This window comes from Arthrobacter zhaoguopingii, from assembly GCF_009828605.1.
In the GTDB taxonomy this organism is placed as follows: Bacteria; Actinomycetota; Actinomycetes; order Actinomycetales; family Micrococcaceae; genus Arthrobacter_D; species Arthrobacter_D zhaoguopingii.
The window spans coordinates 228,810-254,238 of the sequence record NZ_WIAE01000005.1 but is presented as its reverse complement, the minus strand read 5'-3'; the positions used below and the strand labels follow the sequence as shown (position 1 = coordinate 254,238).

Genomic DNA, 25,429 nt, shown 5'->3' with positions numbered 1-25,429 from the left:
ACGTGCGGGCACACCGCGTTACGCCGAAGAGTGGCTACGGCGGATCTCCGCGCGTTTCTCCGCGTAGACGGTGGTCTCCACCACGACGAGCAGTGCGCACAGTCCAAAGACAACGCCCAGCGCGGCCAGCGGCGCAAACCCGGAAGCGGCCGGGATCAGGGCCAGCAGGACGGCGGCGGTGCTGAGCCGCCATGTTTTCCAGTATCCGCCGACCCTGCGCCAGAACGCCGCGTGGGCGAGGAGGTACAGGGCCGTCCCGCCCAGCAGTGCGCTGGCCCCCAGCCAGCCGTAGCCCGATGGTTCCTCGACATGGGCGAGGGCATCCTCAACGCCGAGCGCCGACAGGACGACCCCGGCGATCAGCGGGAGGTGGAGGTAGGTGTAGGCATCGACCGCGAGAGCCGCCCGCGCCCGGCCGCGGAGCCGCGCCAGCACGTGCTCGGCCGCGATCGCCATGACGTCGAAGTACAGCCACCACAGGCAGATGGACAGTCCGACGCCGAAGACCGCGCCCAGGATCATCAGGGTGCTCACCGGGCGTTCCGAAGCGCCGACGCCGATGGCGATGATCGACTCGCCCAGGGCGAGGATCACGACGAGCCCGTACCGCTCGGCCCAGTGCGCGGCGGAATGGACCCGCCAGTTCCCGCCGGCGGAGGTGAGGTAGGTGAGGGTGATATCCGCGGCGAGGCCGGCCAGCCAGAACCAGGTCTGGGACGGCCCGCCGACGAGGGCTCCGGTGATGATGAGGGCGGAGCCGGTGAACATGGCGCTTGAGGTCTTGATCACCTGGCGCCGGAGCGGCACGTCGTCCCCGGCGGCGATAAGGTACAGCCCGATGTGAACCAGCCGCACGACGAAGTAGCCCAGCGCGAACACGAGGGGTCCGTTGAGGCCGCCCTCCATGTCGTGGAAGGCCTCGGGGATGGCCAGGGCCGCGATGAACATCGCCATCATGGCGACCGACATCCCGAGGCGCACGATGCCCTCGTCGACATGGGTCTGGTTGGCGAGCCAGGAATAACAGACCCAGGACCACCAGAGGATGCCGAGGATGATCATGCCCTGAAGCACGCCGAAGCCGGTGTGTTCGTGGGCCATGAAGGCGGTGACCTGGGTGAAGGCGAAAACGAAGACAAGGTCGAAGAAGAGTTCGAAAGTCGTCACCCGATGGGACTCGTCCGAAACCCGGACCTGACGCATGGACCGGAAAGCGGGAAACATACGGAAAGCATAGATTGCAGGCCGGGCGGAGTCGCCGATCCGCACCCTCTGTTACTCGCCTGCACCATCGACGATCAGGGTACTAATAGGATGGGCGAAGGCAATGACCGCTAAGCAGCCGCCCCGTCAGGTGTGCGGGGGGATGGACTTACATGACCGAACGTGACTCCGCGTGGAGTGCCGACAGCACGAACGACACCTTCCCCACGAGGGCCAGCCGGCGCCGCCAGTCCCTGCTCGAGGGGGAGCCGGAGGCCCGGTGGGAGACGCTGTCCGCCGGTGAGGAGCCCGATGGCACCCCAGTGGCGTACGGACCCGATGCGGAGCCGGACCACGCCCCCTCGATCGCCGCCCGGCTGACCGGGACGGTCCCCTACGGCACGGTTCCCTACGAGCCGGAGCCCTTCGGCCCAGAGCTCTCCGACGCCCGACCGTTCGAGTCCGGCTTCTCTGACACCCGACCGTTCGAGCCCGAGCCCGGACCCTTCGAGCCCGAGCCCGGACCCTTCGAGCCCGAGCCCGGACCCTTCGAGCCCGAGTCCGCCGGTGCCGGACCGATCGAGTCCCAGCCCACCGACACCGATCTGCCCGGCGCCGAACCGGGGGAGTCCCGGCCGCTTGAGCACGGCCGGCCGCCGCGCGGAGCGTTCGGGGCCGAGCCCGTGTCGGAGCTTCCCCCGCAGCCGGCCGACCCTCCGGCCACCCGCCAGCGCGCCTCCGCGGCGCGGACGGGCCGCCGCTCCTTCCTCACCCCCGACACGGCAGTGGTGCCCGCCGAGACCGGGCTGCGGGGAGCCCTGACCCGTATCGGCGTGCGGATTCCGCCGTCCGCCGCGGAACTGACGGTGCGCGCGCACACCCGCGCGGTAAGCCAGCACTGGCCGGGTCCGCGGACGATCGCCGTCGTAAACGGCAAGGGCGGGGCCAACAAGACCCCGACCACCGTGATGCTCGCGGCGGTGTTCGCCCGCAACGGGGGCGGGCCCGTCCTGGCCTGGGACAACAACGAAACCCGCGGCACCCTCGGGTGGCGGACCGAGCAGGGACCGCATGAGGCCACTGTGCTCGACCTGCTCCCGCAGACCGGTGCCCTGCTCGCCCCGTCCGCCCAGTCGGCGCTGCTCGCCCGCTACGTCCACCACCAGACCGAAGACAAGTACGACGTGCTGCGCTCCAAACCCGACGTGCTGGCCTCCGAGCAGAAGGTCACCTCGCGGGACTTCGACGCCCTGCACGAGGTCGCCTCAAAGTACTTCCGGCTCAATGTTGTGGATTCGGGCAACGACGAGACGGCCGAACGGTGGCTGCGCATGCTCCACCACACCCATCAGCTGGTCATCGCCACCACCACCCTCGAGGAGCACGCCGAGGCCGGTGCCCTCCTGCTTGAGGCCCTGCGGGCACGCGGAGGCGACTACGAGCAGCTCTCCCGCAACGCCGTGGTCATCGTCAGCCAGTCCGACAAGAACGGCACCGCGGCCCAGGCCCAGGCGATCGCCGCCGGCTTCACCGAACTGGCCCGCAGCGCCGTCACCATCCCCTTCGACCCCGCTCTGCTGAAGGGCAGGATCCGCTACGGCTCCCTGCGTCCTGCCACCCAGCGGGCCTGGCTCGCCGCGGCGGCGGCGGTGGCCGAGGGCCTCTGAGTCACCGGTCCACCGCCGACGCCCGGGAGGATGCGGGGCGTCGACGCGGCCGGTCGGGCTCCCGGATCGCACGGGTCCGGGGCGGCGCCGCGGGCCCGCCGGTGACCTAAGCTGAATTGGTGATTCCCGGCGGACGCTACCTGTGCAGCGGGGTGGCCTGGCACGGCGAGGTGCCGGCCCTGGTCCTTGCCGACCCGGACGGCGTCCGGACGGACCTGCCGCTGCGGCCCGGCTCCCGGCTCGGGTACCGCACGCTCGGCCCCGCCGGCGCCCGCTACTGCATGGGCTCCTACCGGGTCCGCGACGCCGAGACCCGCACGCACGTGCCCTGCCCGCGGCAGGCCGAGGCCGAGCGGGGCTACCAGTGCGGTCCCTGCTTCGCCCAGGACGACCTGCGCTTCATGCACGACTTCCACCGCTCGGGCATCGCTCCGGACGGTCTGAAACGCTACCTCGGCGAGCCGCACTGGCTGTATGTGGCGACCTTCGCCGACGGCGCCACGAAGGTCGGCACCGCCTCGGCCAAGCGCAAGCGCGGGCGGCTGGTGGAGCAGGGCGCCGTCACCGCCTCCTACGTGGCCCTCGCGGACAACGGGCGGGTGGTGCGCGTCCTCGAGGACGAGGTGACGCGCAGCGTGGGCCTGCCGCAAGCGGTGCGCTCGGCGGCGAAGGCCGAGGCACTCCGCCGGCCGCTGCCCCCGGAGCGGCTCGCCGGAATCAACACCGGCTTCGCCGAGTCGGCCCGGCTGCTGCTGCGGGAGGGGATGGAGCTCGAGGGCTTCACCGTCGTCACCGAGGAGTTCGACCCGCCGCCGTCCTGGCAGGAGGTGCTGACGGCCGGCGGGGTCCAGCCCTACCCGGGGGACCTCGAGAGCGGGGACCACGGGTTCGTCGTCGGCCCGCTGCTGGGCTCCTGCGCCCTCGTCAGCCTCGACGGTGCCCCGCTGCGCTTCCTCGCGGACCTGTCCCGCCTCAAGGGACGGCGGATCGCACCGGGGGACTACACGACCGCCGTGCCGGCCGTCCAGGAGTCCCTCTTCTAGGGCCACGGTAGGATAAAGGGATGCTCAACACACCCTGGGACACGGGATCGGTCCTCTACCGCAGGCTCCTGATCTCCGCGCTGATCCTCACCGGCGCCGGCATCGCGCTCGCCGTAGCAGGGGCCGCAGCCGACGCCGAGGCCGCGGTGTTCGCCGCGATGCCGGTGATCGGCGCCGGCCTGCTGTGCCACATCGCCGGAATGGTGGTGCGGACCCGCGACGCCCGGCGGCGCCGGAGCCCCGCAGCGCCCCGCTGAGCTCCGGCCGGCCACCGAGCCTGCCGCTCGATTACGCTTGATCCAGCCCGCCGCCCGCGAACTCCCGGAGGACCCCATGACCATCAACCCCGACCTGCAGGGACGCAGCTACCCCGCCGGTGAGGTGTACACCGTCGGGCGCGAAGCGATCCGCGACTTCGCCCGTGCGGTCAAGGCCACCCATCCCTCCCACTACGACGTCGAAGCGGCCCGGGCCCTCGGGTACGCCGACCTGGTGGCGCCTCCGACGTTCGCCATCATCGTGGCGCAGCGCGCGGACGCCCAGCTCATCACCGATCCGGGCGCCGGAATCGACTTCTCCCGGGTGGTCCACGCCGACCAGCGCTTCACCCACCACCGGCCCATCGTGGCCGGGGATGAACTGGTCGCTGCCCTCCACGTCGACCAGGTGCGGGCCATGGGCGGCGGGGCGATGATCACCACGCGCGCCGAAATCTCAACCGTGGACGGTGTGCGGACCGCCACGACAACGTCATCCCTGCTCGTCCGGGGAGAGGAGCAGCAGTGAGCATCCCAGCAGCCGAACTGACCGTCGGGCAGGAGATCGGGTCCGTGACGATTCCGGTGACCCGCCAGGACCTGGTGCGCTACGCCGGGGCCTCCGGGGACTTCAATCCCATCCACTGGAATTCCGACTTCGCGCAGGGCGTCGGCCTGCCCGGGGTGATCGCCCACGGCATGTTCACCATGGGCGCCGCCGTGCAGCTGGTCACCGACTGGACCGGCGATCCGGGCTCCGTCATCGACTACCAGACGCGCTTCACCAAGCCCGTCGTGGTCGCCGACACCACGGCGCAGCCCGGGGTCCCGGGAGCCGTCCTCGAGGTCCGGGGAACCATCGGGGCGCTGAACCCCGAGGAGGCAACGGCGCGGATCGACCTCACGGTGACCTTCGAGGGCCAGAAGGTCCTGGTGAAGGCCCAGGCCGTGGTGCGCCTGTCATGAGCCAGCAGCCGACGGGCACGCCGCTGGCGGACCTCACCACTGCAGGGGTCGGCGGGCCCGCCCGCACGCTCATCGAGGCACGCTCCGAACAGGAGATCATCGACGCCGTCCGCACCGCCGACGACGCGGGCGAGCCGCTGCTCATCCTGGCCGGCGGCTCAAACCTCGTCATCGCCGACGAAGGCTTCGAGGGCACGGTGGTCCGCATCGCCTCCGACGGCTTCACAGTAAACGACGACGACGCCACCTGCGGCGGGGTCATGGTTCGGGCGCAGGCCGGGCAGGACTGGGACGAACTGGTCGAGTACACGGTGAAGCACGCCCTCTCCGGCCTCGAGGCGCTCTCGGGCATCCCCGGCTCCACCGGGGCGACGCCGGTCCAGAACGTCGGCGCGTACGGCTCGGACGTGTCCCAGACGATCGCCACGGTGCGCACCTGGGACCGGCAGGCGTCGGCGGTGAAGAGCTTCACCAACTTTGAACTCCACTTCGGGTACCGGGACTCGCTGCTGAAGCAGACAACCGTCAACGGCTCGCCGCGCTATGTGGTCCTCGCCGTCGAGTTCCAGCTCGCCCTCGGCCGCATGAGCGCACCGGTGAAGTACGCCGAACTGGCCCGCGCCCTGGGCGTGGAGGCCGGCAAGCGGGCCTACGCCAACGACGTGCGCCGCGAGGTGCTCCGGCTGCGCGCGGCCAAGGGGATGGTCCTCGATGCGCAGGACCGGGACACCTTCAGCACCGGGTCCTTCTTCACCAATCCGATCATCGACGCCGCGGCCACGGCGGGCCTGCCGGAGGACGCGCCCCGGTACCCGGTCTCGGACCCGGACAAGGTGAAGCTCAGCGCCGCCTGGCTGATCGAGCGTGCCGGTTTCGCCAAGGGCTTCGGGCTGGCCGACGACGCCGGTTTCGCCGCGGCGGGCGGGCGGGCCTCCCTGTCGACGAAGCACACCCTGGCGCTGACCAACCGGGGCGGCGCCGCCGCCCGGGACCTGCTGGCCGTGGCCGGACTGGTGGCGGACGGGGTTGAGGCGAAGTTCGGCATCCGGCTGCAGCCCGAACCTCTGCTGATCGGGTGCGCGCTCCCGGCGCCCAGCACGCCCTAAGGGCCGCTACCCCGGTACGCCCAGGGCGCGGCTGCGCCGGCACTCTGCAAGCCCGGCACTCGGTAAGCCCGGCACTCGGTAAGCCCGGCACTCGGTAAGCCCGGCACTCGGTAAGCCCGGCACTCGGTAAGCCCGGCACTCGGTAAGCCCGGCACTCGGTAAGCCCGGCGCGCCGCTGAGAACCGCGCCTACGTGACCGAGGTCCGCCGCGCATGCTCGGCGGCGGCACGCGTCAGCAGGACGTCGCCCCACTGGGCCTTCCGGTCCACCAGCTGGCGGGTGCACAGCCACTGCGCCAGGCGGGAGGCGAGGCTGATCTGGGCCAGCCGGTCGTGGAAGTCCGCTGCCAGCCCGCGCACGCCCAAGAATCCCGGCAGGGCGTGGAGGAGCTCCGCGGCGCCCATCAGGCGCACGTACGCGGCGTCGGGGGAGAACTGGCGTTCAAGCTCAAGCAGCGCTGCCGCCTCAGGCGGCAGCGAACGCGCCCCCTCGCCCTCGAGGTAGGACCTCAGCCCGGCCTCCACGCGCCCGTACCGGATCACCGTTTCCGGATGCCGGCCGCGGGCGCTCGCTGCGAAGAAACCGGTCAGGATGCGGTCGACGTCGGTGTGTTCCATGCCGGTATTCTGCCTCCGCCCTCTGACAGTTCCACGCGCGGGTGCCGGCTACAGGTTCCCGGTACTGATGAGCAGCATCCGGCGCAACGGCTCGGCCGCCCCCCACAGCAGCTGGTCGCCCACCGTGAACGCGCTGATGTACTTCGGGCCCATCTCGAGCTTGCGGATGCGTCCCACGGGAATCTCCAGCGATCCCGTCGCGGCCACGGGGGTCAGTTCGGCCACGGAGGCCTCCTTGGTGTTGGGCACCACCTTCACCCACTCGTTGTCGGCCGCGATCAGGCGCTCGATCTCGGCCACCGGCAGGTCCTCGGTCAGCTTCAGGGTCAGCGCCTGCGAGTGCGAGCGCATGGCGCCGATCCGGATGCACAGCCCGTCGAAGGGGATCCGCCCGCCGTCGCCGGTGCCGAGGATCTTGTTGGTCTCCGCGCCGGCCTTCCATTCCTCCCGGGACTGTCCATTGCCGAGGTCGGCGTCAATCCACGGGATCACCGAGCCGGCCAGCGGCACCCCGAACTGCGAGGCGTCAAGCTCCGGGTTCCGCTGCTGGGCCAGCACGGCCCGGTCAATCTCGAGGATGGCCGAGGCCGGGTCGTCGAGGTGATTCAGTACGCTTGAGTGAAGGGCGCCGAACTGGCTGAGCAGTTCGCGCATGTGCCGGGCCCCGCCGCCCGAGGCGGCCTGATAGGTCATCGAGGTACCCCACTCCACCAGGCCGTTGCGGAACAGCCCGCCAAGGCCCATGAGCATGCACGAGACGGTGCAGTTGCCGCCGATGAAGTCCTTCACGCCGCGGGCCAGCCCGGCGTCGATGACCCCGCGGTTGACCGGGTCAAGCACGATGATCGACTCGGGCTCCATCCGCAGCGTGGAGGCGGCGTCGATCCACAGCCCGTCCCAGCCGGCGTCGCGCAGCTTGGGGTGCACCTCGGAGGTGTAGGCGCCGCCCTGGGCGGTGACGATGATCGGCAGCTTCGCCAGCGTTTCGACGTCATAGGCGTTCTCGAGCTTCCCGGCGCCCTCGGCGAAGGACGGCGCGGGTCCGCCGGCGTTGGAGGTGGAGAAGAACACGGGGTTGAACAGGCGGAAGTCGCCTTCGTCCTGGAGTCGCTGCATGAGGACGGAGCCGACCATGCCGCGCCAGCCGACGAAGCCGACGGAGGGCAGGGGGGAGGTGCTTGCTGCGGAGGTCATCCTCCAAGCTTAGGCGAGCCCGCCGCGGGGGACGGTGCTGATTACGTCACCCGCCGCCGGTCAGGCCTTAGGCTGTCGGGGAGCTGCGCGCCCACAGGCTCAACCGGTACCGGGTGCCGGCAGTGCTGTCCAGCCAGCCCCCGGCGGGGCTGACGCCCTTCAGCTCCCACTCCGGGCCAAGCACCGGCGCGTAGGTATCACCGTCGGTGTCGGTCTCGATGACGGTGACCACCGCGGCGTTGGCCTCGGCGACCGCTTCGGCGTACAGTTTCCCGCCGCCGATGATCCAGATCTGTTCCGCACCCGGTGCGTGCCGCGCCTCGGCGAGCGCGTCCGGAAGGGAACCGACGACGACGGCGCCCTCAAGCGGGCCGGAGGAGCTGACGACGATATTGGTGCGGTCCGGCAGCGGGCGGTACTTCCCGGGGAAGGACTCCCAGGTTCGCCGGCCCATGATGACCGGGTGGCCGGCTGTGATCCTGCGGAAGTGGGCCAGGTCCTCGGGGACATGCCAGGGCATGCCGCCGTCCTTGCCGATCACCCCGTCCTCGGTCTGCGCCCAGATCAGGCCGATCACCGGCTCGCCGTCAACGGCGCCGGCCACTGTGACATCTTCGAAGCTCATACGGCGATCGGCGCCTTGATCGTGGGGTGGTGCCGGTAGTCGAGCACCTCGAAGTCCCCGAGGGTGTAATCGGAGATGCTCTCCGGGGTGCGGGTGATCCTCAGCCGCGGGTAGGGGTGGGGTTCGCGGGAGAGCTGTTCGGTGACCTGCTCGACGTGGTTGTCGTAGATGTGCACGTCCCCGCCGGTCCAGATGAACTCCCCGGGCTCCAGCCCGGCCTGCTGGGCCACCATGAGGGTCAGCAGGGCGTAGGAGGCGATGTTGAACGGAACCCCGAGGAACGTGTCGGCCGACCGCTGGTACAGCTGGCAGGACAGGCGGCCCGGGCCCTCGGGGGAGGGCTCGACGTAGAACTGGAAGAACGCATGGCACGGGGGAAGGGCCATATTGGAGATCTCCGAGACGTTCCAGGCCGACACGATGTGCCGCCGTGAGTCGGGATTCGTCTTCAGGCCCTCGATGACGTTGGCGATCTGGTCGATGTGTCCGCCGTCCGGGGTGGGCCAGGAGCGCCACTGCACCCCGTAGACCGGCCCGAGTTCGCCGTCGGCGTCGGCCCACTCGTCCCAGATGGACACGCCCTGTTCCTGGAGCCAGCGGACGTTCGACTCCCCGCGCAGGAACCAAAGCAGTTCCAGGGCGACGGATTTGAAGTGCACCCGCTTGGTGGTGATCAGCGGGAAGGATTCGCGCAGGTCGAAGCGAAGCTGGCGCCCGAAGACGCTGCGGGTTCCGGTGCCGGTCCGGTCGGACTTGGCCGTGCCGTTGGCCATCACATCGCGCAGCAGGTCTTCATACGGGGTGTTCAGGGGTGTGCTCACCGTGCCAGTCTAGCGAGGACCGGCCGGGGCGCCCGCCGGCGCCCCGGCGTGTCAGTCGTCGTAGGCGCGGTACTGCTCCACGGAGACGATGCGCCCGTGGTTGACGGAACTGACCTGGCAGATGACCGCCTCACCCGGTGACAGGTACGGGTCGGCGACCGGCAGCAGTGCGGCCAGATGCGCCGCCATGTGCCCGCGCAGCACCCCGAAGACCAGGGGCAGGACCGGCCGGTGCGTGCAGATCGCCACCGGGTGGCGCTTGTCGAAGACCTTCTCCACGGCAACCCGGGCGCGCCCCGGTTTCCGGGCCGCGTCGTGCTCGGTGATGGCGTCGACGAGCTTCAGCTTTGCGTCGGCCTTCGCGACGTAGGGCGAGACCGTCTGGACGCACCGGACCCACGGGCTGCTGATGACCCGCTCGGGCCGCCAGGCCTGCAGCAGCCGGCTCACGGCCACCGCCTGGCGCCGGCCGGTGGCCGCGAGCGGACGTTCGCCCTCGGCCCGGCTCCAGGAGGAGCGTGGCTTGGCCTTGGCATGGCGGACGATGATCAGCGGCCAGGTCCCGAGGTCCCGGCGTTCGTGGGCCTCCTCAAGGGCATTCAACGGCTCCACATCGGAGGGGTTGGTCAGCAGGAGGCGTGCCTTGTCCGGGGTGCACCACAGGTACTCGTCAACCTCTTTGCCGTCCGGGACGGGCTTGAGGCGGTCCGCCTTCGCGGCCCAGTAGTGGACCACCTTGCGTCCGGAGGACACCTCGTAGTCGATGGACGGCAGCGGGATGCCGAGGTGGACCCTGAGGCCCACCTCCTCGTGCGTCTCGCGGACGGCGCACTCCGGGGTCGTCTCCCCGTCGTCGAGCTTGCCCTTGGGCCAGGACCAGTCGTCGTAGCGCGGACGGTGGATCAGCAGCACTTCGAGGTGCCCCTTTTCGGTCCGCCAGCACAGGGTGCCCGCGGCGGTGACAGCCACCTCGGTGGCCGACGGCGCGGCGCCGGCCGGACTTTGGACGTTGGCGGACATCAGCGGCGGATGGCTGCGCGCTGCCGGGCACGGGAGGCGAGCAGCCAGGACTGGATGTCGCCGAGGTCCTCGCCGTTCTCGTCCTTGGCGTGCCTGGTCCAGGCGCCGGTCTCGTCGAGATGCCAGCTGGAGGTGCGCGGGTCCATGTACCGGTCCATGAGCGTCATGAGGTACTCGATGTCGTCCGGGGCGCTCAGCTGCACCAGGGTCTCCACCCTGCGGTCGAGGTTGCGGTGCATCATGTCGGCGGAACCGATGAAGACCGCGGGGTCCCCGCCGTTGGCGAACGCGAACACGCGGGAGTGTTCGAGGAACCGGCCCAAGACCGAGCGCACGGTGACGTTCTCGCTGAGCCCGGGCACCCCGGGCCGCACCGAGCAGATGCCGCGGACGATGACGTCGACCTTCACCCCGGCCTGGGAGGCCCGGTAGAGGGCGTCGATGATGGCCTCGTCGACCATGGAGTTGACCTTGATGACCACGCGGGCGGCCCTGCCCGCGTTCTTGTTGGCGATTTCCCGTTCGATCCGGTCGATCAGGCCCGAGCGCACCGAGCGCGGCGCCACGAGCAGCCGCTTGAAGGTGGACCTGGGGGCGTAGCCGGAGAGCTGGTTGAACAGCCGGGACAGGTCCTCGCCCACCTGGTCGTTCGAGGTCAGCAGGCCAAGGTCCTCGTAGTAGCGGGCCGTGCGGGGGTGGTAGTTTCCGGTGCCGATGTGGCAGTAACGGCGCAGCCCGTCGATCTCCTGGCGCACGACCAGCGAGAGCTTGCAGTGGGTCTTCAGGCCCACGATGCCGTAGACCACGTGCACGCCGGCCTTCTCAAGCTTGCGCGCCCAGGAGATGTTGGCCTGCTCGTCGAAGCGGGCCTTGATCTCCACGAGGGCGAGCACCTGCTTGCCGGCCTCGGCCGCGTCGATCAGGGCGTCGACGATCGGGGAGTCGCCGGAGGTGCGGTACAGGGTCTGCTTGATGGCCTGCACCTTCGGATCGGCCGCGGCCTGCTCGAGGAAGGCCTGGACGGAGGTCGAGAAGGAGTCGTACGGGTGGTGCAGCAGGATGTCCCGGCGCCGCATGGCGGCGAACACGTTGGCGGCCTTCGAGGTCTCGCTCTCGTTGAGGTGCCTGCTGGTGTGCGGGACGTGCTTGGGATAGTGGAGCTCTCCGCGGTCGATCTGCCCAATGACGCTGAGTCCGCGGAGGTCAAGGGGCGCCGGGAGGGTGAAGACCTCGTCCTCCTCGATGCCCAGCTCGCGGGCGAGAAGCGCCCGGATGCTCGGGTTGATGTCGGTGGCCACCTCGAGGCGCACGGGCGGGCCGAACCGGCGGCGCAGCAGCTCCTTCTCGAGTGCCTGCAGCAGGTTCTCGGCGTCGTCCTCCTCCACCTCGAGGTCCTCATTGCGGGTGACCCGGAAGGTGTGGTGTTCGAGCACCTCCATGCCGGGGAAGAGCTGGTCGAGGTGGACGGCGATGACGTCCTCGAGCGCGATGAAGCGGGCAGTGCGCCCGGCGACGCTGCCGGCGCGGTGCCCGTCCACGGAGATCAGGCGGGGCAGCTGGTCGGGCACCTTGACGCGGGCGAAGAGCTCTTTCTCGCTGATCGGGTTGCGCACCACGACGGCGAGGTTCAGCGACAGCCCGGAGATGTAGGGGAAGGGGTGCGCCGGGTCCACCGCGAGCGGGGTGAGAATGGGGAAGACCTTCTCGGTGAACAGCTTGTTCAGCTCGTTCCGGGCCGGTTCGTCAAGTTCGTCCCAGGTGGTGAGGTGGATGTGCTCCTTGGCCAGGGCGGGGCGGATCTGCTCGGCGAAGACCGCGGCGTGGCGCTGCTGGAGGCGGTATCCGTCCTCCATGATCTTCTCGAGCTGCTCGATGGGGCTGAGCCCGGCCGCGGAGGGGATGGCGAGCCCGGTGGCGATGCGGCGCTTCAGGCCGGCGACGCGCACCATGAAGAACTCGTCGAGGTTGGACGCGAAGATCGAGAGGAACGCGACCCGCTCCAGCAGGTAGAGGTCCGGATCCTCGGCGAGCTCGAGCACCCGCGCGTTGAAGTCGAGCCAGCTGATCTCCCGGTCAAGGAACCGGTCCGGGCGGATGTCGCCGGTCGGCAGCAGGCTCGGGGCGAATTCGGGAATCTCGATCCGGTCCTGGGTGGCCCGGGCGGGTGAGGTCTCCGAGGAACCGTAACGGGATGGGACTCGGGCGGCTGTCTCAGATGCCATGGTGTCTCCTGCGGCGTTCAATGGTGTCTCGGGGCGCGCGTAGAAGCGGGCACTGTGCTGGAATCCAACCTTACAAGCTGGGCGTGTCTTCTCCACCTGCATACATGACATCGACGTCCCAGCGCGTGAAGCCCAGCCGACGGTAGAGTGCCACCGCTGCGGTGTTGTCCGCGTCGACGTAGAGCATGATGGCCTGCAGGCCGCGCCGGTGCAGGTACTCGATGCCGGCCACGGTGAGGGCCTTGCCCAGGCCGCGGCCCTGCGCCTCGGGGGTCACCCCGACGACGTACACCTCACCGAGGGGCGGGTGGGCGCCCGAGCCGGCGTGGACCTTGGTCCAGTGGAAGCCGAGCAGGCGGGAGGTTTCGGTGTCCTCGGCGAGGAAAAAGCCTTCGGGGTCGAACCAGTCCTCGGCTATGCGGGCCTGCAGGTCGGCGAGGGTCGTGGATCCCTGCTCGGGGTGGTGGGCGAACGCGGAGCGGTTGGCTTCCAGCCACAGCTGCTCGTCCCGTCCGGGAGCGAAGGTTCGAAGCCGGACCTTGTCGGGCAGGACGGGGGAAGGCGCCAGTTCGGCGGCAGCGGCCCGGGTCTGGCGCATGCGCCACAGCTCCCGGACGGGACGGAACCCGTGCCGGGCGGCGAGGGCGGCCGCGGCGGCATGGTTGCCGTGCGACCAGGCCCGGAGCCCGGGAACCTCCTCGGCGGCGACCGCCGCCGCCAGCGCGGATCCGGCCCCTTCGGCGCGGGCGTCAGGCGCCACGACCAGTTCGAGGACTGCGGCCTCCTGGCCTGCGCCCGGCGCCCCGTCCGCTGGCAGGCTGACGACGGCGACGCCGGCCAGCTCCGCATCGTCCCCGGCGTCCCCGCCGGAACCGGCCCGGGGCCGCGCGGTGAAAAGCAGGACCCTGGCCGCGTCGGGCGCGGAGGAACGCAGGTTCACCAGGGTCTGCTCGGACAGGGGAGGGTTGCCGTCGGCCTCGGCCGCACGCGCGGCAAGCTCGCGGATTTCCGCCAGCAGGGGGGCCTGCGGGGTGCCGGAGGTCCGGGTGATCGTCCAGGAGGGAAGCTGCGCATCGGCCGTCATGCGCCCAGCCTAGTGCCCCGGCACCCGCCGGGACCGGCCGCCGGCCAGGGTTCAGGCCGCCGGTTTGGCGGGACGCCCCGGGGTGGGGTAGCGTGGGAAACCGTTCAGGGGGGATGCACCACTGGGGTGCCCGCGATACGTTCGACCCGTATGTCCTCCACTTTGGGCCCCGCCCACGAAGAACCCCCATCCACAGGGATGGGGGTTCTTCGCGTTTAGGCCATTCCCCGCACGGCCCTTTCAGGCGCCGGCCCTTTCAGGCGCCGGCCCTTTCAGGCGCCGGCCCTTTCAGGCGCCGGCCCGAATCAGGCGCCGGCCCGAATCAGGCGCCGGCCCGAATCAGGCGCCGCTGTGGCCACGCGCCGATGTCATCACGCCGCTGTGGTCACACGCCGGTGTTGTTAAGCATCTTGGACGACGTCGGCTCCGGTCTCCTCGGGCATCCGCGTCAGCGTGAACCGGTAGCCGACGTTGCGCACCGTGGCGATCAGGTGTTCGTGGTCGGTGCCGAGCTTCGCCCGCAGCCGCCGCACATGCACATCGACGGTCCGGGTGCCCCCGTAGTAGTCGTAGCCCCACACCTCGTGCAGCAGCTGGTCGCGGGTGAAGACCCGTCCGGGATGCTGGGCCAGGTATTTGAGCAGTTCGAATTCCTTATAGGTGAGGTTCAGCGGAACCCCGCCGACCCGCGCGGTGTAGCTCGCCTCATCGATCACCACGCCCGAGGCCCGGATCTCGGAGCTGGTCTCCTCCCCGGCCGCCTGGGCCCGGGCGATGACCAGCCGCAGTCGCGCCTCGACCTCGGCGGGACCGGCCGACTCCAGCAGGACGTCATCGGCCAGCCAGGCGGCGGTCACCGCCGTCATGCCGCCCTCGGTCAGCACGAGCATCAACGGCGCACTGAGCCCGGTGGCCTTCAGGAGCTGGGTGAGGGAGCGCGCCCCTACGAGGTCGCGCCGGGCGTCGACCAGGACGACGTCGCAGGGTTCGGTTTCCAGCAGGGCGGTGGGTTCGGCGGGGAGGATATGCACCTTGTGGCTGAGCAGTTCAAGGGCCGGGAGGATCTCCACTGAGGATCCCGCACTGTTCGTGAGCAGCAGGATGTGCGGCATGTGTCCTCCACGGGTCGGGACGCGCATCATCGGGCGGGCGGGCCGGAGCTGAACCGGGAGAACCGGAAGCCGCCGGCGGTACAGATTTGGACAAGTATAACCGCAGGGCGGGCAACGCGCCCGATGCCTCAGCGCCGCCCTGTCCCCGCCCTGTGCAGACCGCTGGCCCGGAGTTTCCCAGACCTTGGAGCCATAGGGCAGTATTGCTCGGGTGAGATTCTGGATAGTGGCCGCGGCAGCCGCCGCCTCGGTGGCGGGCCTGGTCGGCGCATCCTTCGTCTCACCCCTGGCCGTCGCCGCCGTCACCGCGTTCCTGTGCGCCGTTGCCGCCGTCGGCTGGCCCCATCTGCTGGGCGTCCCCGCCCGCAAGAGCCAGTCCACGGCCATCGGACTCAGCGCGATCGCCGCCACCGCCGCAGCCGCCTTCACCCCGGGCCCGGGCTACATGGTCTGGTTCCCCGGTGCGGTCGCCCTCGGCGTGAGTGCCGTATTCCTGATCCAGCTGCTCCGGGGGACCGGCCAGAGCCACCGCCTCGAATCGACCCTCGGGGCCAGCTCGGGCGTCTTCGCCGTCGCCCTGGGCTCCGGGTGGGCTGCCGCCGACCGGCTCCCGGTCAACGCCGCCGGGACGTCGATGATGCTCGTAACCGGGATCAGCGTCCTCGCCGGTCTCGCTGGCCTGCTCCCGCGGTGGCCCGACCGGGTGGCCGCACCGCTGGGCCTGGTCCTCGCCGCTGCCGCCGGATGGGCCGGCGCACTCCTGCTCCCCGGCGTCCCGGTCCTGCCCGCCGTGCTCGTCGGCCTCGTCAGCGGCGCGGTGCTCGTAAGCGGCCGCCGTCTGCTCACCTCCCGGGAGGCACCGCTGAACGCCGCGGCGGCGCTCGCCGTCGGCATTACCCCGGTCCTCGCCATCGGCGCCCTCGTCTACTTCCTGGACACCCTGCTGCTGTCCTGAACGGGTTGCCCTCGGGGCACAGGGTCCGTCGGGCCGCCCACGCCGCCTGCCGATTGGCCTGGTGCTCCAGCGGTTCACGGACACGCCGGCGGCCGCCCGGAAGCACGCCCGCGATGGTGTACTGCGGGCCGGAAGGGCGCGTTAGGATGGAAATATGTCGATCCTCGCACTGGAAATCTTCTTCATCTGCCTGCTCGTTGTCGCCGGCCTCGCCATGGCGGGCTTCGCGGCGCTCGTGGTCGCCCGCCTGTACAAGGGCCAGAAGTAGCGGTAGGGCAACCCGGCAATGTCAATCGAACTTCCCACCGACCTCACCCCTGAGCTGGTTCCGCTCTCCTGGCTGCTCGGCACCTGGGAAGGGACCGGGCGCCTCGGTGAGGGTGACGCCGACTCGGAGCACTTCGGGCAGCGGATGACGTTCGAACACCACGGGCTGCCCTACCTGCAGTACACCGCCGAGAGCTGGCTCACCGATGAACAGGGCTCCCGGCTGCGGCCGCTGTCGGTCGAAACCGGGTTCTGGGCGCTTGACCGCAAGCTCAACGACGCCGACGTCGGGCCGGGGCTCTCCCCGGCGGACATCGTGCCGGCGCTGAAGACCGCGGACGAGGTGGAGCACTTCCGCAACGAAGCGGGCGGGTTCGACATCACCGCCACCATCGTCCACCCCGGCAGCATCGCCGAGCTCTACTACGGCACTATTAAGGGTCCGCAGATCCAGCTCTCCACCGACGTTGTGATGCGCGGGCAGCACTCCAAGGAGTACGCGGCCGCGACCCGCCTGTTCGGGCTGGTCGGCGGCGACCTGTACTGGCGCTGGGATGTCGCCGCGTCCGGAAACGCGTTGCAGGCCCACGCCTCGGCGATCCTCAAAAAGCTTTCCTGACTCCGGTCCGGCCCCGTCCCGCAGATCGGACGGGGGAATAGCACCGCCTGAAAGGCGTTACATCCACATGACCTACATCAGCCCGCTCCTCAGCCTGCCCGGAGCCGTCCCGGGCGGTGGCCCCGATGAGGCCGTCGCTGCCCACTATGGGGATCCCTTCCGCGAGCAGCGCCTCCTCTCCGGAGGACAGGCCGTCGTCGACCTCTCCCACCGGGGCGTCGTGACCGTCACCGGGCCCGACCGGCTGAGCTGGCTCAATACCCTCTCCTCCCAGCTGCTGCTCAACCTGCAGCCTGGCGAGGCCTCGGAGACCCTGCTGCTGAGCGTCCAGGGGCGCATCGACTTCAGCGCGCGTGTCGTCGATGACGGCGCCACCGCCTGGCTGATCGTCGAGGGCGCCGAGGCGCCCGGGCTCGCCGAGTGGCTCCAGCGGATGAAGTTCATGCTGCGCGTGGAGATCGCCGATGTCTCGGCGGACTGGGCCGTGGTGGGCTCGGTGGCCCGAATCGACGCCTTTGAAGGTCACACCGTCTGGGCCGATCCGTGGCCGGGCGTCGGCGCCGGAGGGTTCGCCTACTCCGCGGTGGAATCCCATCCGGGCCTGGAGCGGCCCTGGTTCGACTACCTCATCCCGCAGGCCTCGCTCCTCGACATGGTCAACGGGCTTGAGGGCTATACGCCGGCGGGGATGATGGCGGCAGAGGCGCTGCGCATAGCCGCCTGGCGCCCGCGTGTCGGGTTCGAGACCGACGACAAGACCATCCCGCACGAACTGGACCTGATCCGCACCGCCGTGCACCTGGCCAAGGGCTGCTACAAGGGCCAGGAAACCGTGGCGCGGGTCCACAACCTTGGACACCCGCCGCGCCGGCTGGTCTTCCTCCACCTCGACGGCAGCCAGCACACGCTTCCCGCGCGCGGCAGCGGCATCGTTGCCGAGGGCCGCACCGTCGGGCGGATCACCTCCGTGGCTCACCACTGGGAGATGGGTCCCATCGCCCTCGCGGTGGTGAAGCGCTCGGTCGACCCGTCCGCCCGGCTTCTGGTGCAGGACGCCGACGAGCAGTACGCGGCCGCCCAGGAAATCATCGTTCCCCCCGATGCCGGGCAGGTCGTGGGCCGGGCCACCGGTTTCCTGAAGGGCCCCCGGTGACCGGCCGGGAGACCGGCTCAGAGTCCGGCGCGGAATCCGGCGCGGAGTCCGGCGCCGAGGCGGCGTTCGCCCTCGCCGGCCGGCTGTTCGACGCGGCCCGCCACGGCGACGCCGCGACCCTGGTCCGCTACCTCGACGCCGGGGTCCCGCCGGACCTGACCAATTCGGCGGGGGACTCCCTGCTGATGCTCGCCTCCTACAACGGCCACCCGGCCATCGTGAGGGACCTCGTGGGGCGCGGAGCCGACGTCGATAAGGCCAATGACCGCGGCCAGACCCCGCTGGCCGGTGCGGTGTTCAAGGGCCACACCTCGACCGCGCGGCTGCTGCATGAGGCAGGGGCAGACCCCGACGCGGGCACCCCGAGTGCGCGCGATGCCGCGAGGATGTTCGAGCGGACGGACCTGACCGAGCTGTTCGGCTGACCGCCGCGCCCCGGGGCACGGACTTCAGCCGAGGGCCACGCTGGTCTGCGTGCCGCCGAAGGCGAATCCGGCCCGGCGAGCGGCCCGCTGGGAGGCAGTATTGTCGACGCGGGCGCGCCACTGGGGCACGAACCCCGCGGCCATGGCTTCCTCGACCGCGACGGCGGCGATCCGGCCGCCCAGGCCCCGGCCGCGGTGCTGGGGGGCGGTCAGCACGCTGAGGTGGGCGAGGATTCCGGCCCAGGGCTCGTAGCCGGCTCCCGCCAGCGGGGCCGGATCCTCGGGGTGCCGGTCATCGACCAGGATGAACCGGTGGTCGAGGCTGCCCAGCCCGGCCTCGGACACATCGTCCGGCGGGCACATCCGCTCCAGCCCGTCGACGAACTCCTGGTCGCTCGACACGGCGGTGTCTCGAAGGGCCTCAAGGTTCGGCAGGGTATCGCTGAAGTACAGCTGGGCCTCGCCCAGGGACCTGCCTCCGTGTTTCCGGCTCAGCTCCACCAGGGTGCCCTGCTGCCGCAGCTGGGCACCCGGGAGACGCCGGGCGGCCTCAACCGCCCACTCGGGGCCCACCAGCGCCTCCTTGCCGAAGAGGGTCACGAAGGTGAGCCGGCCCGAGGCCTCATCGGCCCTCACGATCCGTTCGGCGGGGTCGCCGGCCAACGCCGCGTCCTCGAGCCGGAGCAGCCTCGACCAGGCCAGCTGGATGATGGCCACGGTTCCCGGATCTAGTTCCATGACGGCAAACTAACACGGACGGACGCCGCGCCCGGCCCGGTTCGGCGCCGGCGGGATGAAGATCACCCGAACAGGATGGCGGCCTCGTCATAGCGGTGCTGGGGGACCTGCTTGAGCTTGCCCAGGGCGTCCTCGAACCCGACGTGGGCGATCTCCGTCCCGTGCAGCGAGACCATGGTGCCCCAGAGCCCGTCGGCCACCGAGTCGACCGCCGCCATGCCCAGACGGGTGGCCAGGACCCGGTCAAAGGAGGAGGGGACGCCGCCGCGCTGGATGTGCCCGAGGATCGTAGCCCGGGTCTCGATTCCGGTGCGGGCCTCGATCTCCGGGGCGAGCTGGTCGGCGATCCCACCCAGCCGGGGACGGCCGAAGGTGTCCAGGCCGCGCTCGGAGTGGGCCTGCTCCATGTGGGAGGGGACAAAGCCCTCGGCCACCACCACCAGGGGGGCGCGTCCGCGGGCGTTGGCCTCGGAAACCCACCGGGCGATCTGTTCGATGCTTGTCTGCTGTTCCGGGATCAGGATCGCGTGGGCGCCCGACGCCATCCCGGCGTGCAGGGCGATCCAGCCGACGTGGCGGCCCATCACCTCGGCGATCATGCACCGGCTGTGGGATTCCCCGGTGGTGCGCAGCCGGTCGATCGCCTCGGTGGCGATCTGCACTGCGGTGTCGAAGCCGAAGGTGTAGTCGGTGGCGTCAAGGTCGTTGTCGACGGTCTTGGGGACGCCGACGATCTTCAGGCCGGCGTCAGTCAGGCGTTTCGCGGCGGCGAGGGTGCCCTCACCGCCGATAGCGACCATCGCGTCGATGCCGAGGCGGTCCATTTGCGCCTTGATGGCGTCGGGCCCCCCGTTGCCCTCGAAGGGATTGGTGCGGGAGGTGCCGAGGATCGTGCCGCCCTGCTTGGAGATGCCGCGCACGTCGTGGCGCTGCAGGTCCATCACATCGCCCTCGACCACGCCGCGCCAGCCGTCGCGGAAACCGATGAATTCCTGGCCATGGACCTTGATGCCCTTGAGCACCGCCCCCCGGATCACAGCATTCAGGCCGGGGCAGTCGCCGCCGCTCGTGAGTATTCCGATTTTCATAGGGGTGTGTTCCTTCAGCTGGGTTGACGGTTCATCGCAGAGCGCGCCGTCGAGCTCAACTATGATTCTAGACACACGGGAACGGACGCCGGCGCACTCTTCGGCCGTGGTGGGCCCGTAGTGTTGGGGAAGCGCCCGGGCCAGCGCGGCCGCATGCACGGCCGGGCGGAGTCCGGCCCGGCGGTTTCAGCCCGAATTCGAGCCAAGGAGGACCCGCGTGCCCCGATCAGGGTTGCTCGCCGCACCATCCCGGATGATTGCCATCTCGCGGCCCGTGCTGTGGATCAACACGCTGGGCACCGGCGCGGTGGGCATGTGGCTCGCCGGCGAGCTGTGGAATCCGGCGGCCCTGGCCCTGCTGATCTGGCTGACCCTGCCCTTCAACCTGCTGATCTACGGCGTCAACGACATCTTCGACCAGGACACCGATGCGCTGAACCCGCGGAAGGGATCGCTCGAGGGCGCGCGCATCCGGGCCGCGGAGGTCCGCTCCATCTGGACCTGGGTGGCCGCCACGAACCTCCCGTTCCTCGCCTGGTTCCTGGCGACCCTGCCGTGGCCGGCCCTTGCCTGGATCGGCCTGTACGCGGCGGTGTTCATCGCCTATTCCGCCCCGCCGCCGCGCTTCAAGGCCCGCCCATACCTCGATTCGCTCAGCAACGCCGCCTACGCCTTTCCCCTGGTCTTCGTCCCGCTCGCGCTCGGCGCCGCGCCCCTGTGGCCCGCCGCCGTCGGCCTGATGGCCTGGAGCGCCGCCAAACACACCTTCGACGCCGTCCAGGACATCGAGGAGGACCGTGCGGCCGGGATTACGACGACGGCGGTGCGCCTGGGCGCGCGCGGGGTCGTCGGCTGGAGCGGGTTCTGGTGGGCCCTGTCCACGGTCTGCTTCGCCCTGGTGAGCCTGCCCGTGGCCATCGTGAGCGGCGGGATCGCCGGCTGGCTGCTCGTCTCACTGCTGCGCTCGCCGTCCCCGGCAACCGGGCACCGGCTCTACCGGTACTCCATCGCCTTCCCGTACCTCGCGGGCACCGTGGCGGGGGTGCAGCTCACCGGGTCGCTGCTGCTGGGGATCTACCGGTGAGCCGGATCGTCGTCGTGGGCGGAAGCATCGGGTCCCTGGCGGCCGCCGCCCTCCTGGGCGCCGCCGGGCACGCGGTGACCGTGCTGGAGGGTGGGGCCACCCTGGGCGGGAAGAGCCGGCGCGTCGAGCTTGCCGGGCAGCGCGTGGACACCGGACCCTCGCTGTTCACCTTCCCGGGAGTCTGGGAAGAACTGCTCCGCCGCATCGACGCCCTCACCGGCAGGGCTCCCGGCAGCGCCGCCGGCACCGCCGGGCTCGAACTCGTTCGGCTCACCGAGGTGGGAACGTATTCCTTCCGGGGGGAGGCCTGCAGCCTTCCGGTGCCGCCCGGCCATCCCTGGCATGCCGCGTGGGAACGGTTCGCGGCGCTGCACGGAGGCCTCGGGCCGGAGGTCACCACGCTGCTGACAACCGCTCCGCTCGAACGCGCCGCGTATCCCGCGCTCACCCGGCTCGCCAGGCTGTACGGGGGCCGCCTCACCACCCGCAGCTACCTGGACAGCCTGCCCTGGCTCCCGGAGGGGCTCCGGGAGGTTATCGCGATCCACACCCTTAACGCCGGGGTCAGTCCCACCCGGACGCCCGCGCTGTACGCGAGCATGCCTGCGGTCATGGCCCACGACGGTGTCTGGGTGCCGCGCGGCGGGGTGTATGAGCTGGTGCTGGCACTGGAGCGGCTGGCGGCGGCCGCCGGGGTGGAAATCGCCACGGGGGAGCCGGTGGAGCGGATCCGGAGGGGCAGCGTGCGCACGGCCCGCGGGACCTATCCGGCGGACGCCGTCGTCGCCGGCGTCGATGCGCAGCGGGCGGCCGGGCTGCTCACCGGCAGGCCGCCGCGGACGCCGCGGAGGCTTTCCTGCTCGGCCGTGGGTCTGTACGCGGTGCTGGACCGGCCGCTGCCCGAGGGCACCCCCCGGCACAGCGTGATCCTGCCCGATTCCCCGGGGGAGCTGTACGCCGCGCTGGAGGCCGGAGCGGAACCGGGGCAGACCATGGCCTTCGCAAACTACTATCCGGCGGGCGAGGTGTACCCGAATGCGGCTCCGACGCTTGCCCTGCTGCTCACCAGCCCGGCGAACGGCCGAACCTACTCCCTGAACGACCGGTTCATCGCCGGGGAGGTCGACCGGGTCTCGCGGGCCCTCGGGCTGCCTGAGCCCCTGGCCGGCTACCTGGGCGAACACCTCGTCCTCGACCCGGCGTATTTCAGCGAGGCGGGGTCGGCCGGCGGGGCACTCTACGGGGCCGTCCACCCCGCGTGGCTCAGCGGGCCGTTCCATGTTCCCGCCCAGTGGAGCCCCCGCCGGCCCTGGCTGTGGCGGGTGGGTGCCTCGGTGCATCCCGGCGGTGGGCTGCCGGCGGTCCTGGGCGGGGCAATGATGTCCTCGGAACGGCTGCTGCGGTCACTTCCACGGCGCCGGCAGTCCTGACCGACCCGCCGGATCAGCCCTGCCGGCCGGCCGGAGCAGGCGCGGGGGCGGCGGCGAGCGCAATGCGGCGCCGCACCACGAACGCGAGGAGCGCCGCCGCCAGCAGGGCGGGGAAAACCAGTGCGGAGAAGATCGACACGCCGAGCCAGAAACTGAGCGAGAGCAGCAGGCTGTCGAGCAGCCCGGGCCGGACAGGGCGGCCGGTGAGCCTCCGTCCACCCAGCAGGCTCAGGAGCGCCGCGGCGCACAGCCCGGACAGCAGCCAGCCGGCGTAGTTGCTCAGCGGCACCCCATAGTAGGGTCCGCCGTCGGCCCAGATCCAGAACCGCAGCGAGACAGCGCCCGGGTCAAGGACTCCGTCGACAAGGACCAGCAGCACCGCGGAGGCGGCGATGGTCCGCAGGACCGTCGACCGTCCCGCGAAGACCGCGACGGTTCCAATCACCAGCGGAACATAGGACAGCGGCAGCAGGAACGGCACCAGGCCGAAGGCCTTCGGCCCGAGGGGATCGCCGTAGGAGAAGTCGCCGTAGGGGAAACCGGTGGCCACGCCGACGCCCTCGATCAGGTAGCCGAAGACCGACACGGCGGCCAGTGCGGCCGCGGCCCGGGCCGCCCCCAGCTGACGGGCCAGGGCGATGAACGCGGGAAGCGCGATGAGGAGGTTGAAGAAGTAGGAGGCGGTCTCGGCCCCCGGGGTGTCCGGGAACCGGACGACGAAATACCCGGACACCAGCAGGAACAGGCAGGCGGCGGCGAGCAGGGGCGGGAAGCGGCGGGTTCTGGCAGGGTGCGGCACCTGCCTATCTTTGCAGGTCGGCCCGCCGTGGCTGTGCCGATGCGTGGCGGTGCCGTTGCGTGGCGGTGCCGTTAACGGCAGCGGCCGGCACGCTCGATGCGTGCCGGCCGCTGCGGGTGCCCGATCAGCCCTGGCGGGCCTTGATCCGGGGGTTCTTCTTATTGATGACCATGGTGCGCCCGCGGCGGCGGACGATCTGGCCGCCGGGGATGGCCTTCAGGGCCCTGAGCGAATTGCGAACCTTCATGATGTACTCCCTGCTGCTGGCGTGGACGGATGGTGTTGGGTGCCGGGGTCGGCTCAGCCCTCGCACTCGGAGCAGTACATCGCTCCGTTGTGCTCGCGGGCCAGCTGGCTCCGGTGGCGGACCAGGAAGCAGTTCATACAGGTGAATTCGTCCTGCTGCTGGGGGACGACCTGGATCTGCAGCTCCTCGTGGGAGAGGTCCGCTCCGGGCAGTTCAAAGCCGTCCGCCAGGTCGCTTTCCTCGACGTCTATGACCGCCGTCTGCGAGTTGGCGCTGTGCTTGGCCTTAATCGCCTCAAGCGACTCGTTGACGGGCTGGTCCTCTTGGGCGACGCGTGGGGCGTCGTAATCGGTTGCCATAAAGTGCTTCTTCTCCTTCGCACGAGACCAGGATTGACCTAACTCGTGCTCTCGATAACAGGCCGCGGCCTGGGTCTATTCCCGGGCGGCGGCCGCACCGGAGGGCTCGAGGATGCGCTGGTAGAGCCGGTGGTCCTGCCACCGTCCGGCGATCCTGAGGTACGCCCGGGCCAGTCCGATCTCCTCGAACCCCGCCCGGTCAAGCACCCGCTGGGAAGCGGCGTTGAGCGGCAGGGTCGCGGCCTGCAGGCGGTGCAGCCCCAGGACATCCCGCGCTGCCTCCACTGCGAAGGCGACGGCGGCCGAGCCGATCCCGCGCCCGGTCAGCTCCGAATCCACCCAGTACCCCAGATGGCCGTTGAGGAACGGGCCGCGCACGATCCCGGTGATGGTGACCGTCCCGACAACCTGCCCGCTCTGGAGCAGGACCCACGGCACCTCCGAGCCGGCCTCGACGAGGGCGGCTTTCGCGTCGATGACCTCCCGCTGACCCGCGGGGGTGAAGAACCGGTCGGAGCGGGCGGGCTCCCAGGGCGCCAGATGGTCGCGGTTACGGCTGTACGCGGCGGCAAGGCGCTCGGCGTCCGAGCTGCGCAGCGGGGCCACCTCGACACCGCCGGTCAGGCAGGCGGGCTCCGGGGGCCTCACGCGGCAGGAGCGGTCTGGAGTCCAAGCAGGGAGAGGCTGTTCTGCCAGAGGGCATCGAGCTGGCCCGGATCGTTGAACAGTTTTGCGAAGAGAACCATCCCTTCGATCTGCGCAACGATCGCCTTGGCCGTCCACCGGGGATCGGCCAAGGCGAATTCACCCGCAGCAGTGCCCTCCCGGAGAGCGGCGTCGATGAGTTCGATCTGCTCCTCGAAGATCTGCTGCAGGCGTTCCCGGACCGGGTCATCCTGCGCGCTGACCTCAAGGGCGAGATTGCCGAAAAGGCATCCCGTGACCGTGCCCGTTCCCTTCAGCGCCGTCGTCTGCACCTCCGCCGTTGCGAGGAACAGCTTCCGCAGGCGGTCGAGAACGGAATCCGGGGAGGTGAGGATGCCCCTCCACTGGGCGCCCTGCTTGATCCAGTGCGCATTGATCACTTCGAGGGCGAGCGACTGCTTGGACGGGAAGAAGTGGTAGAAGCTTCCCTTGGGGACACCGGCCGCTGCGCAGATCTCGGCAACGCCGATCGAAGCGTAGGCGCGCTGCTGGAAGAGCGCCGTGCCGGCCTCAAGGATTCTCTGTCGTGCGTCTGATTTTCGTCCCATATTGCAATTATAAGACCAGTCGGCTATAACTGTGTACTCGGTAGTTGACCGATCGTCTAAAGGAAGCAGCACGCT

Annotated in this window: 28 protein-coding genes; 12 read left to right on the top strand and 16 right to left on the bottom strand. The window is 70.4% G+C overall.

The annotated features are described in order from the left end of the window. Window positions 1–18 precede the first annotated feature (18 nt). Window positions 19–1,167 (bottom strand): low temperature requirement protein A, encoded by a 1,149-nt coding sequence (locus tag GVV77_RS08725; protein ID WP_159617720.1) that lies wholly within the window; start codon window positions 1,165–1,167, stop codon window positions 19–21. 209 nt (window positions 1,168–1,376) lie between these two features. On the opposite strand from GVV77_RS08725, the gene GVV77_RS08720 reads away from it, so the two are divergent. From GVV77_RS08720 to GVV77_RS08695, 6 genes are all read left to right on the top strand, one after another. Continuing rightward, window positions 1,377–2,870 (top strand): ATPase, encoded by a 1,494-nt coding sequence (locus tag GVV77_RS08720; protein ID WP_201293198.1) that lies wholly within the window; start codon window positions 1,377–1,379, stop codon window positions 2,868–2,870. A 119-nt stretch (window positions 2,871–2,989) separates the two neighbouring features. Beyond that, window positions 2,990–3,913 carry a DUF2797 domain-containing protein gene (locus GVV77_RS08715; RefSeq protein WP_246199710.1) on the top strand — a complete coding sequence of 308 codons (924 nt, stop codon included), beginning with the start codon at window positions 2,990–2,992 and terminating at the stop codon, window positions 3,911–3,913. Between the two features lie 20 nt (window positions 3,914–3,933). Further along, a complete protein-coding gene (locus GVV77_RS08710; RefSeq protein ID WP_159617719.1) occupies window positions 3,934–4,170 on the top strand; it encodes a hypothetical protein in 237 nt (78 codons plus the stop codon). Between the two features lie 76 nt (window positions 4,171–4,246). Next, the gene (locus GVV77_RS08705; protein ID WP_159617718.1) at window positions 4,247–4,699 is read left to right on the top strand and encodes a MaoC family dehydratase N-terminal domain-containing protein; all 453 of its coding nucleotides are present in this window, start codon (window positions 4,247–4,249) and stop codon (window positions 4,697–4,699) included. Next, on the top strand, window positions 4,696–5,136 hold the full coding sequence (locus GVV77_RS08700; RefSeq protein ID WP_159617717.1) for a MaoC family dehydratase: 441 nt from the start codon (window positions 4,696–4,698) through the stop codon (window positions 5,134–5,136). The genes GVV77_RS08705 and GVV77_RS08700 overlap by 4 nt, the downstream gene beginning before the upstream one ends. Further along, the gene (locus GVV77_RS08695; protein ID WP_159617716.1) at window positions 5,133–6,242 is read left to right on the top strand and encodes a UDP-N-acetylmuramate dehydrogenase; all 1,110 of its coding nucleotides are present in this window, start codon (window positions 5,133–5,135) and stop codon (window positions 6,240–6,242) included. The genes GVV77_RS08700 and GVV77_RS08695 overlap by 4 nt, the downstream gene beginning before the upstream one ends. A gap of 188 nt (window positions 6,243–6,430) precedes the next feature. On the opposite strand, the gene GVV77_RS08690 is transcribed toward GVV77_RS08695, so the two are convergent. The 8 genes from GVV77_RS08690 to GVV77_RS08655 all read right to left on the bottom strand — a co-directional run bounded on the left by GVV77_RS08690 (window position 6,431) and on the right by GVV77_RS08655 (window position 14,937). Continuing rightward, entirely contained in the window at window positions 6,431–6,859 is a 429-nt protein-coding gene (locus tag GVV77_RS08690) for a hypothetical protein (protein WP_159617715.1), read from the bottom strand. A gap of 48 nt (window positions 6,860–6,907) precedes the next feature. Then, on the bottom strand, window positions 6,908–8,053 hold the full coding sequence (gene asd, locus GVV77_RS08685; protein ID WP_159617714.1) for an aspartate-semialdehyde dehydrogenase: 1,146 nt from the start codon (window positions 8,051–8,053) through the stop codon (window positions 6,908–6,910). A 67-nt stretch (window positions 8,054–8,120) separates the two neighbouring features. Then, window positions 8,121–8,678 carry a dihydrofolate reductase gene (locus GVV77_RS08680; RefSeq protein ID WP_159617713.1) on the bottom strand — a complete coding sequence of 186 codons (558 nt, stop codon included), beginning with the start codon at window positions 8,676–8,678 and terminating at the stop codon, window positions 8,121–8,123. Then, complete coding sequence (locus GVV77_RS08675) at window positions 8,675–9,451, bottom strand: thymidylate synthase (RefSeq protein WP_246199734.1); 777 nt, start codon at window positions 9,449–9,451, stop codon at window positions 8,675–8,677. The genes GVV77_RS08680 and GVV77_RS08675 overlap by 4 nt, the downstream gene beginning before the upstream one ends. 99 nt (window positions 9,452–9,550) lie before the next feature. Next, complete coding sequence (locus GVV77_RS08670; RefSeq protein ID WP_159617711.1) at window positions 9,551–10,519, bottom strand: NUDIX hydrolase; 969 nt, start codon at window positions 10,517–10,519, stop codon at window positions 9,551–9,553. Further along, window positions 10,519–12,741, bottom strand: coding sequence for an RNA degradosome polyphosphate kinase (locus tag GVV77_RS08665; RefSeq protein WP_159617710.1), 2,223 nt, complete (start codon window positions 12,739–12,741; stop codon window positions 10,519–10,521). Before GVV77_RS08665 ends, GVV77_RS08670 begins: the two co-directional genes overlap by 1 nt. A 70-nt stretch (window positions 12,742–12,811) precedes the next feature. Beyond that, a complete protein-coding gene (gene mshD / locus GVV77_RS08660; protein ID WP_159617709.1) occupies window positions 12,812–13,825 on the bottom strand; it encodes a mycothiol synthase in 1,014 nt (337 codons plus the stop codon). Between the two features lie 401 nt (window positions 13,826–14,226). Beyond that, window positions 14,227–14,937, bottom strand: coding sequence for a winged helix-turn-helix transcriptional regulator (locus GVV77_RS08655; protein ID WP_159617708.1), 711 nt, complete (start codon window positions 14,935–14,937; stop codon window positions 14,227–14,229). A gap of 211 nt (window positions 14,938–15,148) precedes the next feature. Between GVV77_RS08655 and GVV77_RS08650 the strand changes: the two genes are divergently transcribed. The 4 genes from GVV77_RS08650 (at window position 15,149) to GVV77_RS08635 (ending at window position 18,356) form a co-directional block, all read left to right on the top strand. Continuing rightward, complete coding sequence (locus tag GVV77_RS08650; protein WP_246199709.1) at window positions 15,149–15,892, top strand: hypothetical protein; 744 nt, start codon at window positions 15,149–15,151, stop codon at window positions 15,890–15,892. 286 nt (window positions 15,893–16,178) lie between these two features. Further along, on the top strand, window positions 16,179–16,778 hold the full coding sequence (locus GVV77_RS08645) for a nitrobindin family protein (protein WP_159617707.1): 600 nt from the start codon (window positions 16,179–16,181) through the stop codon (window positions 16,776–16,778). A gap of 67 nt (window positions 16,779–16,845) precedes the next feature. Next, entirely contained in the window at window positions 16,846–17,931 is a 1,086-nt protein-coding gene (ygfZ, locus tag GVV77_RS08640; protein ID WP_159617706.1) for a CAF17-like 4Fe-4S cluster assembly/insertion protein YgfZ, read from the top strand. Then, window positions 17,928–18,356 (top strand): ankyrin repeat domain-containing protein, encoded by a 429-nt coding sequence (locus GVV77_RS08635; protein ID WP_159617705.1) that lies wholly within the window; start codon window positions 17,928–17,930, stop codon window positions 18,354–18,356. Before ygfZ ends, GVV77_RS08635 begins: the two co-directional genes overlap by 4 nt. A 24-nt stretch (window positions 18,357–18,380) precedes the next feature. On the opposite strand, the gene GVV77_RS08630 is transcribed toward GVV77_RS08635, so the two are convergent. Both GVV77_RS08630 and GVV77_RS08625 read right to left on the bottom strand, forming a co-directional pair. After that, window positions 18,381–19,094 (bottom strand): GNAT family N-acetyltransferase, encoded by a 714-nt coding sequence (locus tag GVV77_RS08630; RefSeq protein WP_159617704.1) that lies wholly within the window; start codon window positions 19,092–19,094, stop codon window positions 18,381–18,383. Window positions 19,095–19,156: 62 nt separating this feature from the next. Continuing rightward, entirely contained in the window at window positions 19,157–20,182 is a 1,026-nt protein-coding gene (locus GVV77_RS08625; RefSeq protein WP_159617703.1) for a 6-phosphofructokinase, read from the bottom strand. 217 nt (window positions 20,183–20,399) lie between these two features. On the opposite strand from GVV77_RS08625, the gene GVV77_RS08620 reads away from it, so the two are divergent. Together GVV77_RS08620 and GVV77_RS08615 are read left to right on the top strand one after the other, a co-directional pair. After that, entirely contained in the window at window positions 20,400–21,266 is an 867-nt protein-coding gene (locus GVV77_RS08620) for a UbiA family prenyltransferase (RefSeq protein WP_159617702.1), read from the top strand. Beyond that, on the top strand, window positions 21,263–22,696 hold the full coding sequence (locus GVV77_RS08615) for a phytoene desaturase family protein (protein ID WP_159617701.1): 1,434 nt from the start codon (window positions 21,263–21,265) through the stop codon (window positions 22,694–22,696). Before GVV77_RS08620 ends, GVV77_RS08615 begins: the two co-directional genes overlap by 4 nt. Before the next feature lie 13 nt (window positions 22,697–22,709). Here GVV77_RS08615 and GVV77_RS08610 read toward each other — a convergent pair whose 3' ends face one another. The 5 genes from GVV77_RS08610 to GVV77_RS08590 all read right to left on the bottom strand — a co-directional run bounded on the left by GVV77_RS08610 (window position 22,710) and on the right by GVV77_RS08590 (window position 25,354). Then, entirely contained in the window at window positions 22,710–23,495 is a 786-nt protein-coding gene (locus GVV77_RS08610) for a carotenoid biosynthesis protein (RefSeq protein WP_159617700.1), read from the bottom strand. Window positions 23,496–23,619: 124 nt separating this feature from the next. Beyond that, the gene (locus tag GVV77_RS08605; protein ID WP_120164674.1) at window positions 23,620–23,742 is read right to left on the bottom strand and encodes a ribosomal protein bL36; all 123 of its coding nucleotides are present in this window, start codon (window positions 23,740–23,742) and stop codon (window positions 23,620–23,622) included. A gap of 53 nt (window positions 23,743–23,795) precedes the next feature. Beyond that, on the bottom strand, window positions 23,796–24,101 hold the full coding sequence (locus GVV77_RS08600) for a DUF4193 domain-containing protein (protein ID WP_159617699.1): 306 nt from the start codon (window positions 24,099–24,101) through the stop codon (window positions 23,796–23,798). Between the two features lie 75 nt (window positions 24,102–24,176). Then, complete coding sequence (locus GVV77_RS08595) at window positions 24,177–24,749, bottom strand: GNAT family N-acetyltransferase (RefSeq protein WP_246199708.1); 573 nt, start codon at window positions 24,747–24,749, stop codon at window positions 24,177–24,179. Continuing rightward, window positions 24,746–25,354, bottom strand: coding sequence for a TetR/AcrR family transcriptional regulator (locus tag GVV77_RS08590; RefSeq protein ID WP_159617698.1), 609 nt, complete (start codon window positions 25,352–25,354; stop codon window positions 24,746–24,748). Before GVV77_RS08590 ends, GVV77_RS08595 begins: the two co-directional genes overlap by 4 nt. Between the last annotated feature and the right edge of the window lie 75 nt (window positions 25,355–25,429).